Below are 13,126 nucleotides of genomic sequence, written 5' to 3'. Positions count from 1 at the left end.
CCTTCGCAGGACCCACGGACGGCCTGTCAGACAGACGCCGGCCGGGGCGTCGCGTAGATCTCCTCGACGACCGTGGCGAAATCCGTCATGATCTGCGCGCGCTTGACCTTGAGCGACGGGGTGAGGTGCCCGGACTCCTCAGTGAAGTCGCTGGGCACGATCCGGAAGGCCTTGATCGCCTCGGCCTTGGACACGGAGTCGTTCGCGCGGTCGATCACGGCCTGGACATGCTTCCGCACCGTCTCGTTCTCTGCCGCCGCAGCGAGGGCCATCGTCTGCAGCTCATGCCGTTCGAGCCATCCCGGCAGTGCCTCCTCGTCGAGCGTCACGAGTGCGGCGATGAAGGGGCGGCCCTCGCCGACGACGACGACCTGCGAGACGAGCGCGTCGCTGCGGATCTGGTCCTCGAGCGGTGCCGGGGCCACGTTCTTCCCGCCGGCGGTCACGATGAGGTCCTTCTTGCGCCCCGTGATGGTCAGGAACCCGTCGTCGTCGAGCTCTCCGATGTCGCCCGTGTGGAACCAGCCGTCGGTGAACGTCTCGGCCTGCAGCTCCGGCAGCCTGTAGTACCCCCGCATGACGCACACGCCCTTGGCGAGGATCTCGCCGTCGTCGGCGATGCGCACCGAGTTGCCGGGGAGCGGCGCCCCCACGGTGCCGATTTTGATGCGCGACGGCGTATTCACGCCGATGGGCGCGGTCGTCTCCGTGAGGCCGTAGCCCTCGAGGACAAGCAGGCCGATGCCATGGAAGAAATGGCCCAGCCGCTTCCCGAGCGGACCACCCCCGGAGACGGCGAAACGGATGTGGCCTCCCATGGCGGCGCGCAGCTTCCGGTACACGAGCGCGTCGAAGAGCCGGTGCCGGAGTCGCAGGCCGAGGCTCGGGCTGCCGCCGTCGTCGTGCGCCGCCGACCATGCGATCGCGGTCTCGGCTGCGAGCGAGAAGATGCGTCCCCTGCCCTCGTTCTCGGCTTTTGTGGCCGCGGAGTTGTAGACCTTCTCGAAGACGCGCGGGACGGCCAGGATGAACGTCGGCTGGAAGCTCTGGAGGTCGGGGAGCAGGTTCTTGATGTCGGGGGTATGACCGACCTGGATGCCCGCGGCGACGCAGAGCACCGAGATGAACCGTGCGAAGACGTGGGCGAGGGGGAGGAACATGATGGTCTTCGCGCCGGGCGTGAAGACCTCGGGGACGGCGGCAATCGTGTTCTCCGAGAGGCTCACGAAGTTGCCGTGGGTCAGCTCGCAGCCCTTGGGCCGGCCGAGGGTCCCCGAGGTGTAGATGATAGTCGCGAGGGAGTCGAGGCCAGCGGCCGCACGGCGGGCCTCGAGCTGCTCGTCGCTCACGCGCTCCCCGGCGGACCGGAGCTGGTCGAGTCCGGCGGGCGTCATCTGCCAGACGTTCGAGACCGAGAGCCCTTCGGACTCGATCGCGACGTGGATCATGTCCTCGTGATGGGCCGTCTCGCCGAACGCGGCGACAGCCTCCGAGTTGCCCAGGTTCCACGCGACCTGGGACGGGGAGGACGTCTCGTAGATCGGCACCGAGACCCCGCCGGCGAACCAGATGGCGAAGTCGACGAGGACCCACTCGTAGCAGGTGCGGGCCATGATGCCCACGCGGTCGCCCTGTCCGATTCCGCTCGCGATGAGACCCTTCGCGAGCCGCTCGACGTCGGCGCGGAACTCCGTCGCCCGGACGTCGTGCCATGTGCCGGTGGGACCGCGGCGCGCGAAGAGGGCAGGGTTCGCGGGCTTCTCCGCCTGCTCGATGACGAAGTCGGTGATGTTCCGTGCTACCGCGTGGGGGACGAGGGGAGGGACGATCTTCTCTCGCACGTTGACTCCTTTGTTCTGCCCTCGAAAGGTGCGTACCTCAACCATAGTCAAGGCCGCTGCTCGTGTGGTTCACGCCACGTTCCGGATGCTACTGGCGAGTAACATTACTGGCCAGCCTTGGAGATGGCCACCCCCGGGAAGTCCCACCGGCCCCACTAGACTGGCTCGGTGCCTACTCCGCGACGCCCGCTTCCGCCCCGTCGGCCACCCGGCCCCCGCCTCCGCCGCCGCGGACTCGCCATCGGGATCGACATCGGCGGGACGAAGGTCGCAGCAGGCATCGTGGACGCCGAGGGCCAGATCATCAGGGAGGCGCGTCGCGCAACGCCGGGCTCGCAGCCGCGCGAGGTCGAGCGCGTCATCGTCGAACTCGTCGACGAGCTGAGCGTCGACCACCGCATCGGGTCGGTCGGCATCGGGGCGGCCGGGTGGATGGACCTCGAAGGCGGCACCGTGCTTTTCAGCCCCCACCTTGCGTGGCGCAACGAGCCGCTGCGTGACAACCTGGAGCGGCTCCTGCGTCGCCGCGTCCATCTCACGAACGACGCCGACGCCGCGGCCTGGGCGGAGTGGAGATTCGGCGCCGGGCGCGGCGAGCAGCGGCTCGTCTGCATCACGCTCGGCACGGGAATCGGCGGCGCGATGGTCATCGGCGGGCGGCTCGAGCGCGGTCGTTACGGCGTCGCGGGCGAGTTCGGGCATCAGGTCATCATGCCCGGAGGCCACCGCTGCGAGTGCGGGAACCGCGGCTGCTGGGAACAGTACGCCTCCGGAAATGCCCTCGGCAGGGAGGCGCGCGAGCTTGCGCGGGCCAATTCGCCCGTTGCACAGGAGCTCCTCAAGTCTGTCGGCGGGGAGGTCGACGCCATCACGGGCGCCGTCGTCACCGAGCTCGCCCGCAAGGGGGACAGGGCCTCGCGCGATCTCCTCGAGGACGTCGGCGAGTGGCTCGGCCTCGGCCTCGCCAATCTGGCGGCCGCACTCGATCCGGGCACCTTCGTGGTCGGAGGCGGGCTCTGCGACGCGGGCGACCTCCTTCTCGAGCCCGCCCGGCGCGCGTTCGCCCGCAACCTCACCGGCCGTGGCTTCCGCCCTGCCGCCCGTATCGAGCGGGCCGAGCTCGGACCGCGGGCAGGGCTTATCGGCGCTGCCGATCTCTCACGCGTGAGCCCGCGGGCGGGGTGGGCTGCCGGGCGCTGAGCAGGAATTGGGCGCTGGGCAGGAGTTGGGTGCAGCTGCCGGGCGCTGAGCAGGAGTTGGGCGCCGTGCAGGAGTTGGAACAGCAGCCGGGCGCCTCAGAGGCGAGCGCCGTCGTCGTCCTCGTCCTTCTCGCGCGGCAGGCGCATGATGAGGTAGCCCACCGAGCCGATGAAGCAGGCCACGAGGATCGCGATGGCCCAGGCCGGAATGCCTCTCCAGAAGAGCGCGGAGAGCAGGAGCCCGAGAGGCGAGCCGAGTGCGCCGAGCCATGCGAGGACGGTCGCGGGGTCGGCGCCGGCGAGGATGGGCTCGGGTTCCTCGGGGACGAATTCTCCGTCGCCCTCAGGCTCGTCGTCCCGCACGGCCCTGCCGCGGGGCCGGGTCAGCCCGAAGGGGTCGAACTCCTCGAAGTCCGGTGTGTGTGCGTCGTCCTCGGACTGCTCCAGCGAGCGCACCGCCGCGGCGCGCTCGGCCGCCGAGGGCTCGAGGGGAGCCGGGCCGAACTCCTCATCCGTGAATCCGGGCCCGAGCCTCGGGTCGTCGGCTCTCAGCCGCGCGACGAGATCGCGCCAGACGTCGTCGTCGGCAGCGTGGTCCGCGCGGTCCGGGTCTGGGCGCCCGTTCATGCGTGCTCCTCGGTGGGCTCAGGCTTTGCTGTGAGGGGCGCCGTGACCTCGTGGATGAACGCGGCGGACCTCGTGAAGATCGACTCGGCATCGTTGTCGAGGGTCGCGACGTGGTAGCTGTCCGGCAGCCGCACGAAGCGAAGGTCGGAACCGCCGTAGCGGCGCGTGATGGCGCCTACGCTGCGCTCACTCGTCACGACGTGGTCGACGGCCGAGCGGAACACCTGGAGCGGCGCGGTCGCGCGGGGGAGCAGCGCGACGGTGTCGCGGAACAGGAGCTTGAGCTGGTGCGCGGCGGCCACGGGAGTGCGGTCGTAGGCGTGCTCGTCCTGGCCAGGCCGCTTGATGTCGTTGCCGATCGCCGGGACGGACCGGAGGGCATAGCGCATGACGCCGGAGACGTGGGAGCGCGGATCGTCGACCACGAGCGCTGGATTCACCACGGTGACGGCCGCGACCGGGTGCAGCGCGGCGAGGCGCAGGGCGAGGGCCCCGCCCATCGAGAGGCCCGCGGCGGCGACGACCGGGCACTCCTCGGAAAGCTCGAGGTACGCCGACTCGAACGCGTCGTACCATTCGTGCCAGCTGCGCCTCGCGAGGTCTCCCCATGTCGTGCCATGACCGGGGAGAAGCGGTGTCGCGACGCGGAAGCCCTCGGCCCGGAGGGCCTCGGCCCACGGGGCGACGGGCGTGAGGCTGCCCGTGAAGCCATGGCCCAGGACGACACCCACCGGCGCCGAGACGCTGTTCATGTCAAGCATTATGCCCCGATCGGGTTACGGGCGTATCGGTCTCGGGACGCTCGGCGCAACGTGTGAAGAATTCCGCGGTCCGTTCGACGATGAGGTGCGCCTCGACGCCTCGGGTCGCCACGTGCGGACTCGAGTGGAGCGGCACGAAGTCCACCTCGCGGCTCGCGACCTTCCCCAGGATGCGGCGCATCGACGACGGCGGGACGACCGGGTCGACGTCGGACTTGAACGCGATGAGCGGGGCGGTGACGCGACGAAGGGTGCGCTCGGTGTCCCGGAACAGGAGCCGGAGCTCGTGGACGGCCGCGAGTGGCGTGACCTGGTAGTCTCCCTCGTCGCCCACCGAGTCGGGCGCCGCCGGTTCGTCGATGGGCAGGGTCGTGCGGCGGAAGAGCCGGATCGCGCCGAGGTAGCGGACCCGCCAGTCGTAGAACCCCAGCCCCGGATTGACGACGGCGACGCCCCCGACGTTGAGCCTCGTCGCGGCACGCAGGGCCAGCGCCCCGCCCATCGAGAGTCCCGCGACGAACAGCAGGTCGGTCCGCGCCGCCACTCGGGAGCATGCGTCCTCGAAGCATTCCGCCCACTCGCGCCACTGCCTCCTCTCGAGGTCTTCCCAGTTGGTCCCGTGCCCCGGAAGGAGTGGCACCTCGACGTCGAAGCCGCGGGCCGCGAGGCCCTCCGCCCAGGGCAGGACGGACGACGGCGCGCCCGAGAAGCCGTGGCAGATGGCCACGCCGCAGCGGGGCCGGGACTCGTCGGCGCGGGGACTCATGGACTCATCGTGGCATCGCTAGAGTGAACTCAGGAAGCACGCTCGCGCTGTCGACCGGAAGGCAAGCGTTGATCTACTGGATTCTGAAACGGATCTTCATCGGGCCGATCGTCAGACTGCTGTTCCGGCCGTGGGTCAAGGGCCGAGCCAATGTCCCGGACGCGGGCCCCGCAATCCTTGCCTCGAACCACCTCTCGTTCTCGGACTCGATCTTCATGCCGGTCATGGTCCGCCGGCCGGTCGTGTTCCTCGCGAAGCAGGAGTACTTCACGGGCGCGGGCCTCAAGGGGCGCCTGACCGCAGCCTTCTTCAGGCTCACGAACCAGCTCCCGATGGACCGTTCCGGCGGCTCGGCCTCGAGCGCTTCGCTCGGGGCAGGCACCGCTGTGCTCCGGGGCGGAGGCCTGCTTGGGATCTATCCCGAGGGGACGCGCTCGCCGGACGGCCGCCTCTACCGCGGGAAGGTGGGCGTCGCCCGGCTTGCGCTCGAGGCCCGCGTCCCGGTCGTGCCCGTCGCGATGATCGGCACGGAGAAGGTCCAGCCCATCGGCCAGCGCTTCCCGAGCATCCGACGGGTCGGCATCATCTTCGGGCAGCCGCTCGACTTCTCCGAGTTCTACGAGAACGCCGGCGACAGGGCAGTCCAGCGGATGGTCACAGACCGCATCATGCAGGAGCTCCAACGGCTCTCCGCGCAGGAGTACGTCGACGTGTACGCCGCCACCGTCAAAGCGCAGCTCGCGGCAGAACGGGCCGCCCGCGCCGCCGGCGAAAAGGAGCACGGAGAGCAGACGCCGGCGGGCGGGTGAGGCGCCGTCGTCATGCTGCGGAGGCCTCGCCGCCGCTGAGCTAGCCTTGTGTCGTGACTCAACTCTCCACGCCCCCGCCGGCCCCGTTCACGAGCACCTCCCAGAGCGGCGCCGCGGACTATCCGGGTCTCGACGACTGGCGGTCGCTCCCCGTGTCGCAGCAGCCGTCGTGGTCTGACGCCGCCGCTTTCGAGCGCGCGGTCGCCGAGCTTTCGATCCTCCCGCCGCTCGTTTTCGCGGGCGAGGTGGACCTCCTGCGGCACCGGCTCGCAGACGCGGCGCAGGGCCGAGCCTTCCTCCTCCAGGGGGGCGACTGTGCGGAGACGTTCGAGGCTGCGACGGCGGACAGGATCAGCGGCCGGATCCGCACGATCCTCCAGATGGCCGTCGTCCTGACCTACGGCGCCGCGACGCCCGTGATCAAGATGGGCCGGATGGCGGGCCAGTTCGCCAAGCCGCGTTCGTCCGACACCGAGACCCGCGAGGGCGTGACTCTGCCCGCCTACCGGGGCGACATCGTCAACGGCTACGAATTCACCCCCGAATCGCGGGCCCACAACCCCGCTCGCATGCTGCAGGCGTACCACACCTCGGCCGCGACCCTGAACCTCATCCGGGCGTTCACGCAGGGCGGCTTCGCGGACCTTCGGCTCGTCCACGCCTGGAACCAGGGCTTCACCCGGAACCCGGCCCACGCACGCTACGAGTCGCTCGCCCGTGAGATCGATCGTGCGGTCAAGTTCATGGACTCGTGCGGGGCGGACTTCGAGGCGCTCAGGCGCGTCGAGTTCTTCGCGAGCCACGAGGCCCTCCTGCTCGACTACGAGCGGGCACTGACGCGCATCGACTCACGCACGGGCCTTCCCTATGACACCTCCGGCCACTTCCTCTGGATCGGGGAGCGGACCCGCGAGCTCGACCACGCCCATGTCGACTTCCTCTCGCGCGTCCGGAACCCGATCGGGGTCAAGCTCGGCCCGAGCGTGACGGGCGACGACGCGCTCAGGCTCATCGACAGGCTCGACCCCGACCGCGAGCCGGGCCGGCTCACGTTCATCACCCGGATGGGCGCCAAGAACATCCGGGAGAAGCTCCCGCCCGTCGTCGAGAAGGTCACAGCCTCCGGCGCCCAGGTGCTGTGGGTCACGGACCCGATGCACGGCAACACGGTGACGTCGCGCAACGGGTACAAGACGCGCCGCTTCGACGACGTCGTGGACGAGGTGCGCGGCTTCTTCGAGGTCCACCACGCGCTCGGCACGGTGCCCGGCGGCCTGCACATGGAGATGACAGGCGACGACGTTGCGGAGTGCCTCGGCGGTTCGGACCCCATCGACGAGGCCGCGTTCGAGGACCGCTACGAGTCGGTGTGCGATCCCCGGCTCAACCACATGCAGTCGCTCGAGATGGCGTTCCTCGTCTCCGAGGCGCTGACGCAGAGGTCGTGACGCCCTGCACGGCCGTGAGGGTGGCTTCTAGACGACGGTGAGGTTGATCGTCGAGCCTTCGGGAACGTCGCGGTCCACGGGCTCCTGAGCCCGAACCGTGCCGAAGAAGCCGCCGAGCACGTCCTGCACACTGACGGTGAAGCCCAGCTTCTCGAGCGCCGCTTTGGCGACGGTCACCTGCTGGCCGACGAAGTTCGGGACGTGCACCATGCGGGGCCCCTTGGAGAGGGTCAGCGTCACGGTCGACCCCTTGGGAGCGTCTTGGCCCGCATTGGGCGTCTGCGCGGCGACCGAGCCTGCGGGGACATTGCGATCGAACACGGGGGTCCCGGCGATCGCGGGCTGGAGGCCCGCTGCCTGGACCGCGGCAACGGCGCTGTCCTGGCTGAGGCCCACCACGCGCGGGACGGCGACGGGCTGGGGTCCCTTGGAGACGGTGAGCGAGACCGCGGTGCCGTGCCTGACGGGTGCCCCGGGCGGCGGGCTCTGCACCATCACGGTCCCCGGCGGGGCGCTGTCGCTGTACGCCTCGCTCACTGTTCCGAGCGTCATCTGTGCGTCCGAGATCGAGGTCTTGGCGGTGCTCACCGACTTGCCCGTGAGGTCGGCGAGGGGGAAGAGCTCCGGGCCCTTCGACACCATCACCTGCACGCCCTCGAACTTGCGCACCTGGCTGCCAGCGCCCGGCACGCTCGCGACGACGAGGCCCGAGGAGACAGTGTCGTCGTAGACGTCCTGTCTCTTGTAGGCGAGTCCGGACTGCTGGAGGACCGACTGGGCCTGGGCGAACGTGAGGTCCTTGACGGGCGGCACGGTCGCGAGGGCGCCGGGCCCGAAGCCGAAGAACCAGCCGAGCGCGGCCGCGAGGAGCGCGAGCACGACGACGACGGCGAGCCAGATCGCCCCGCGCCTCCGGGAGCTTCCCCTGCCGAGCTGATGAGTCGGGCGAGCCGCTGCAGCGCGCGCCGCACGGTCGGAATCCTTGGCCTGCCGCCGCTGCTCGCGCGGACTGAGCGGCACGGGCGGCGCGGGTCGTGGCATCACGCTCGTGTGGCCGGAGCCCATTGCCGCGATGACTTCGGTGCCCCGCGCGGGGGCCTGTGTCCGGCTTCCCGCCATCCTCTCGGTCAGGGACTCGTGCGGCCCGATGACGCTCGTGGCAGCCTCTCCGGCACGGGTCTTCGCGCCCGGTGCACGGTAGTCGAGCTGCTCGTCCGTGAGCGAGCGCCGAATGTCGCGGACCTCGCCGAGCAGGGCGAGAGCGCTCGGCGGCCGGCCGTCGGGATCCCGTCGGGTCATCCACCCGACGAGCTCGTCGAGCTCGGGGGCAAGCCCGGGGGCGAGGGCCGAGGGAGCGGGCACATCCTCATTGACGTGGCGGTATGCGACGAAGCTCCTGTCGCCGCCTGTGAACGGCGGACGCCCCGTGAGCATCTCGTACAGCATCACGCCCGTTGCGTAGAGATCGGTGCGGGCATCCACGGGATGCCCGGTCAGCATTTCCGGGGCGATGTACTCTGCGGTGCCGAAGAGGGTGTCCGTGACGTGCGTGGCGGCGAGGCTTCGCGCAAGTCCGAAGTCGCCTACCTTGACGCGGCCGTCGTCCGCGAGGAGGACGTTCGCCGGCTTGACGTCGCGGTGGATGATGCCGGCTGCGTGGGCAGCCGCGAGCCCGTCCACCACCGCGTCGATGAGCGCGAGCGCCTGCTTGGGTGCCAGGGCCCCGTTCTCGTCCAGGAGGTCGCGCAGCGTGCGCCCCGCGACGAACTCCATGACGAGGTACAGCACCCCGCCGTCCTGACCGCGGTCCAGCATGGAGACGACATGCGGATGCGAAAGCTGCGCCGCGGCAATGGCCTCGCGCTCGAAGCGCTCGGCGAAGTTCCGGTCCCGGCTCAGATGCGGATGCAGGACCTTGAGGGCGACCCGCCGCTGGAGCTTCGTGTCGATGGCGAGGTAGACCGTCGCCATTCCGCCCGTCCCGAGCAGCGACTCGACCTCGTAGCGCCCGCCGACGATTCCGCCCACGAGGCCGTCCGTGTGCTCTGCGTTCACCCTACGATCCTAAGCCGAACGGGAGCCGTCGGGCCCGGAGGCGGGCCGGTGCAGGATGGCCGGCCCGCGGTCCTCGGGCTCAGCGGAAGAGCGACATGTTCGCCGTGACGGCCTTGACGTATGCCTTGGTGTCGTCGAACATTCCGCGCTTAGCGACCGAGGTCTGGCCCTGGTAGTAGCCGGCAATGGCGACGTCCCGGGACGGACCCGCGTCGAGGAGTGCGCGCAGGATCGCGATGCCGGCGGTCGCATTGTCCCGGGGGTCGAGGGGGTTGAGCTTGCGGCCCACGAGGGCGGAAGCCCATTCTGCCGATGAGGGCACGAGCTGCATGACGCCGATTGCATTCGCGGGGGAGACGGCCCGCTGGTTGAAGCCGGACTCCTGGTAGGCGAGGGACAGCGCGAGCACGGGGTCGACGCCCATGGTCCTGGCCGTGTCCGCGACGATTTGCTTCATCTGCTCCCGCGTCGGCACCGGGGAGGCGTTCAGGATCTGCTTGTTCTCGTTGGCGGAGGAGACCACGGCATCCGGATAGGTGAAGCCGAGGAAGCTGTTTCCGACGAGGGGCTGCGCTGGCGCGGCCGACGCAGCTGTGACCGTCGGCGTACCCGGGAGCTTGAGCGAGCGACCCGCGTAGATCACCGAGGAGAGGCTGAGGCCGTTCGCGGCGAGGAGGTCTCCGAGGGGCACGCGGAGCCTCGTGGCAATGCCGTAGAGCGTGTCTCCCGGCCGGATCGTGTAGCTCCCAGCCGCCTCCGGGGCGGTGGGGGCCGGCGAGGCTGCCGGGGCGACGGAAGGCGACGAGTCAGGGCTGCCGGCGAGGGCCAGCTTCTGGCCGGGGAAGATGAGCGAGCTCTCATGGAGCCCGTTGCGCTCGAGGACCTGATGCCAGTCGAGCCCGAAGCGCGCCGCGATGCCGAAGACCGTGTCGCCCTCTGCCACCGTGTACTGCTCGGGTGCGGACGGAGCCGCGGGAACAGCCGAGGGCGCAAGGCGGCTTGGGACGAGGGCTGCGATCTGCGACGCCGGCACGATCTCGGCCTGAGGGGCCGCCGCGTGTGCGTCGGCCTGCGCACCTTGGAGCTGCGCGGGGGTCGCTGCTGCGGAGGCAGGCTCGGCCAGCGCAAGGGAGGAGAGGACCACGGCGGGGAGGGTTGCCGTGGTGACGGCGACGGCTGGCAGCTTGGACCTGTACCCGGGCAGAGCCTGGCGTGTGGCCGACATGAAAGTCCTCCCTGTGACCAATGATTCCTGTGTGACTGGAGTGTCGCTTGACAACTTCAGATACGGATGTGACCAAAGTGAATCTCTCACGGATCCCGGGCGAGCACAAGGCGCCAGGAGCCGGACTAGGAGCGGTGGCCTGCTCCATGGCACGCTTGTCCAGTGAGTGAGATTGAGGATCTGGTGTCAGAGTGGCTTCCGCTGCCCGAGGTGGCCGAAAGGCTCGGCTGCAAGATCACGAAGGTGCACGGGCTCCTGGATGAGAGGGCGCTCGTCGCCCTGAGAATCGGCGAGCGCGGCATCCGTTCCGTTCCTGCCCTCTTCATTGACGGCGACCACGTGGTGGACAGCCTCAAGGGCACGATCGCGGTCCTCGCTGACGCCGGGTTCTCGGACGAAGAGCTGATTGTGTGGCTCTTCACCCCGGACGAGTCGCTAGGCGGCCGTCCCATCGATGCCCTCCGACAGGGCCGCAAGACTGAAATCCGCCGACGGGCCCAGATCCTCGCCTGGTAGGTCGCCTCAGGACGCCCGCTGGACTGCGGCGAGGCCGAGGCTCTGGAGCGCGGCGCGGACGTCCTCGGGCACAGGGAGCTCGGCGAGGGCCTCGAAGGCGCGAGTCGAGAGGCCGTCGATGAGGGCCTCCGTCGCATCGAGTGCGCCGCTCCCGCCGATGACCTCCCGGAGGCGTTCGACGTCGTCGTCCGTCAGGTCCTGCCTGCCGAGGCTCGCCTCGAGGAGCGCGGCACCTTCCGCCGTCGTCCGCTCGAGCGCATAGGCGACGAGCACGGTGCGTTTGCCCTCGCGGAGGTCGTCGCCCGCGGGCTTCCCGGTCGTCTGCGGGTCCCCGAAGACTCCGAGGACGTCGTCGCGCAGCTGGAAGGCCTCCCCGAGCGGCAGCGAGAAGCGCGAGTACGCGTCGAGCAGTCCGGCGTCAGCGCCGGCGAGAGCGCCGCCGATGGCGAGCGGATGCTCGGTCGAGTACTTGGCGGACTTGTAGCGGATCACGTTGGCGGCGGTAGCGACGGCCTCGCTGCGGGGGCGGCTCGGCCCAGCGACCTCCTCGAGGATGTCGAGGTACTGTCCGGCCATCACCTCGGCCCGCATGGTGTTGAAGATGCGGCGGGCGGACGTCGTCGATCCGGCGGCCGGCCCGATGGCGGTGAACGCCTCCTCGCAGAAGGAGAGGCACAGGTCGCCCGTGAGGATGGCGGCCGCCTGCCCGAACCGCTCCTCGTCGAGGGCCCAACCCCGGTCGCGATGGAGCTGCCCGAAGCGTCGGTGCACGCTCGGGCCACCCCGGCGGATATCTGACCGGTCGATGATGTCATCGTGGATGAGCGCCGCCCCCTGGAAGAGCTCGAGTGCGACGCCGGCCTGGACGGCGTCGCGGCCGAGGACGTCGCCTCCTGCGCCGCGCCAGCCCCAGTAGCAGAAGAGTGCCCGCAGCCGCTTGCCCCCGGTCACAAGTCCCGAGATCGCGTCCATGAGCGGCGCGACCTCGGCAGACACGGACGCCATGGCCGCGGCCCGCGCCTCGAGGAAGCCGTTGAGCTCGCGCGCAAGGAACTCGCGGTAGCGGGCCTGCTCTTCGTGCGGGGCTGACATGGCTGCTTCGGCTGACATGGCTACTTGAGGGCCGAGGGATTCACGGAGGCGCCGACCGTGTAGGTCGTGCGGCCGTCGACGACGACGACGGCAACGTTGACCGTCTCCTTGCCGTTCGACCGCACGAAATCCTGGCTGTCGGTCGTACCGACCCTCGTCGGGGCCACGGCAGTGAAGCCCTGGCCGGTGAACTGCCCGGAGTAGTAGGAGAGGATCTGCGCCGAGGCCGAACCGGTCGAGGCGACGAGAGAGGCCTTTGCCGGGTTGGTCGTCGCGTCGTAGCTCGTCGAGAGGGGGGTCGAGCCGGGCATGATCGGAATCACCTTGGTCGGGAATCCGGGCACGAGAGCGTTGACGGTCGAGGAGGCGGACGACGACGGCGTGTCGCTCGCACTCACAGTGGGCGACGCCGTGCTGGTCGCCGCCGAGGACACTGTCGCAGAGGCGGAGGGCGCTGTGCTCGTGGTGGACTGCGCGTTCGTCGCGCCAGTGTCCGAGCAGCCCGCGAGAAGCAGGCCGGCGAGGAAGAAGACTGGGACGAGCCCACCACGGCGATTCCCAGAACGCGGTGCCACTCTTGTCGCAGCTGGTTTCGTCGATGTCGCTCTCGGCACTGTCACCCTCGGCACGGTCACTCGCATCCTCCGCTCGTGTCTGACGCTGTCCTGTTCGAGTCGTTTCGGGGCTCCGACCGGGACAACCCGGGCCGGATCCCCGGTCAAGTCTACGGGCCGCTGTTTCCGTCGCCTGCCGCGGTGGCTGCCGGGTCGGGGCGCAGGAGGGGGTC

At 70.0% G+C, this 13,126-nt stretch carries 12 protein-coding genes; 4 read left to right on the top strand and 8 right to left on the bottom strand.

The window, feature by feature from the left end; genetic code table 11:
• Positions 1-26: 26 nt before the first annotated feature.
• Complete coding sequence (locus E6A21_RS04775) at positions 27-1,841, bottom strand: AMP-dependent synthetase/ligase (RefSeq protein ID WP_138442977.1); 1,815 nt, start codon at positions 1,839-1,841, stop codon at positions 27-29.
• 168 nt (positions 1,842-2,009) lie between these two features.
• On the opposite strand from E6A21_RS04775, the gene E6A21_RS04770 reads away from it, so the two are divergent.
• On the top strand, positions 2,010-3,041 hold the full coding sequence (locus E6A21_RS04770) for an ROK family glucokinase (protein ID WP_138442976.1): 1,032 nt from the start codon (positions 2,010-2,012) through the stop codon (positions 3,039-3,041).
• Positions 3,042-3,136: 95 nt separating this feature from the next.
• Here the strand turns inward: E6A21_RS04770 and E6A21_RS04765 are convergent, their stop codons facing one another.
• The 3 genes from E6A21_RS04765 to E6A21_RS04755 are packed head-to-tail and all read right to left on the bottom strand — an operon-like array spanning position 3,137 to position 5,194.
• Positions 3,137-3,667: a hypothetical protein gene (locus E6A21_RS04765; RefSeq protein ID WP_138442975.1), complete on the bottom strand. Its 531-nt coding sequence runs from the start codon at positions 3,665-3,667 to the stop codon at positions 3,137-3,139.
• On the bottom strand, positions 3,664-4,419 hold the full coding sequence (locus tag E6A21_RS04760; RefSeq protein ID WP_246036198.1) for an alpha/beta hydrolase: 756 nt from the start codon (positions 4,417-4,419) through the stop codon (positions 3,664-3,666). The genes E6A21_RS04765 and E6A21_RS04760 overlap by 4 nt, the downstream gene beginning before the upstream one ends.
• A gap of 1 nt (position 4,420) precedes the next feature.
• Complete coding sequence (locus E6A21_RS04755; RefSeq protein ID WP_138442973.1) at positions 4,421-5,194, bottom strand: alpha/beta hydrolase; 774 nt, start codon at positions 5,192-5,194, stop codon at positions 4,421-4,423.
• A gap of 68 nt (positions 5,195-5,262) precedes the next feature.
• Between E6A21_RS04755 and E6A21_RS04750 the strand changes: the two genes are divergently transcribed.
• Positions 5,263-6,003: a lysophospholipid acyltransferase family protein gene (locus tag E6A21_RS04750; protein WP_138442972.1), complete on the top strand. Its 741-nt coding sequence runs from the start codon at positions 5,263-5,265 to the stop codon at positions 6,001-6,003.
• 53 nt (positions 6,004-6,056) lie between these two features.
• On the top strand, positions 6,057-7,451 hold the full coding sequence (locus E6A21_RS04745; protein ID WP_138442971.1) for a class II 3-deoxy-7-phosphoheptulonate synthase: 1,395 nt from the start codon (positions 6,057-6,059) through the stop codon (positions 7,449-7,451).
• 27 nt (positions 7,452-7,478) lie between these two features.
• On the opposite strand, the gene pknB is transcribed toward E6A21_RS04745, so the two are convergent.
• The gene (gene pknB, locus E6A21_RS04740; protein ID WP_138442970.1) at positions 7,479-9,506 is read right to left on the bottom strand and encodes a Stk1 family PASTA domain-containing Ser/Thr kinase; all 2,028 of its coding nucleotides are present in this window, start codon (positions 9,504-9,506) and stop codon (positions 7,479-7,481) included.
• Between the two features lie 79 nt (positions 9,507-9,585).
• Positions 9,586-10,731: a LysM peptidoglycan-binding domain-containing protein gene (locus E6A21_RS04735; RefSeq protein WP_138442969.1), complete on the bottom strand. Its 1,146-nt coding sequence runs from the start codon at positions 10,729-10,731 to the stop codon at positions 9,586-9,588.
• 162 nt (positions 10,732-10,893) lie between these two features.
• On the opposite strand from E6A21_RS04735, the gene E6A21_RS04730 reads away from it, so the two are divergent.
• Positions 10,894-11,247 (top strand): Rv2175c family DNA-binding protein, encoded by a 354-nt coding sequence (locus E6A21_RS04730; protein WP_138442968.1) that lies wholly within the window; start codon positions 10,894-10,896, stop codon positions 11,245-11,247.
• 6 nt (positions 11,248-11,253) lie between these two features.
• On the opposite strand, the gene E6A21_RS04725 is transcribed toward E6A21_RS04730, so the two are convergent.
• Positions 11,254-12,339: a polyprenyl synthetase family protein gene (locus E6A21_RS04725; RefSeq protein ID WP_246036197.1), complete on the bottom strand. Its 1,086-nt coding sequence runs from the start codon at positions 12,337-12,339 to the stop codon at positions 11,254-11,256.
• Between the two features lie 20 nt (positions 12,340-12,359).
• Positions 12,360-12,914, bottom strand: a complete 555-nt coding sequence (locus E6A21_RS04720; protein ID WP_138442966.1) for a hypothetical protein — start codon at positions 12,912-12,914, stop codon at positions 12,360-12,362.
• Between the last annotated feature and the right edge of the window lie 212 nt (positions 12,915-13,126).

This window comes from Sinomonas susongensis (assembly GCF_005877005.1).
Lineage (GTDB): Bacteria > Actinomycetota > Actinomycetes > Actinomycetales > Micrococcaceae > Sinomonas > Sinomonas susongensis.
Note: the sequence above shows the minus strand (reverse complement) of the source record. Positions and strands in the feature narration are given on the sequence as shown.

Bases quoted from the DNA above. Each gene is read 5' to 3' on its own strand.
- E6A21_RS04765 (WP_138442975.1), bottom strand. From the start codon at position 3,667: ATGAACGGGCGCCCAGACCCGGACCGCGCGGACCACGCTGCCGACGAC.
- E6A21_RS04760 (WP_246036198.1), bottom strand. From the start codon at position 4,419: ATGAACAGCGTCTCGGCGCCGGTGGGTGTCGTCCTGGGCCATGGCTTC.
- E6A21_RS04755 (WP_138442973.1), bottom strand. From the start codon at position 5,194: ATGAGTCCCCGCGCCGACGAGTCCCGGCCCCGCTGCGGCGTGGCCATC.
- E6A21_RS04735 (WP_138442969.1), bottom strand. From the start codon at position 10,731: ATGTCGGCCACACGCCAGGCTCTGCCCGGGTACAGGTCCAAGCTGCCA.
- E6A21_RS04725 (WP_246036197.1), bottom strand. From the start codon at position 12,339: ATGTCAGCCCCGCACGAAGAGCAGGCCCGCTACCGCGAGTTCCTTGCG.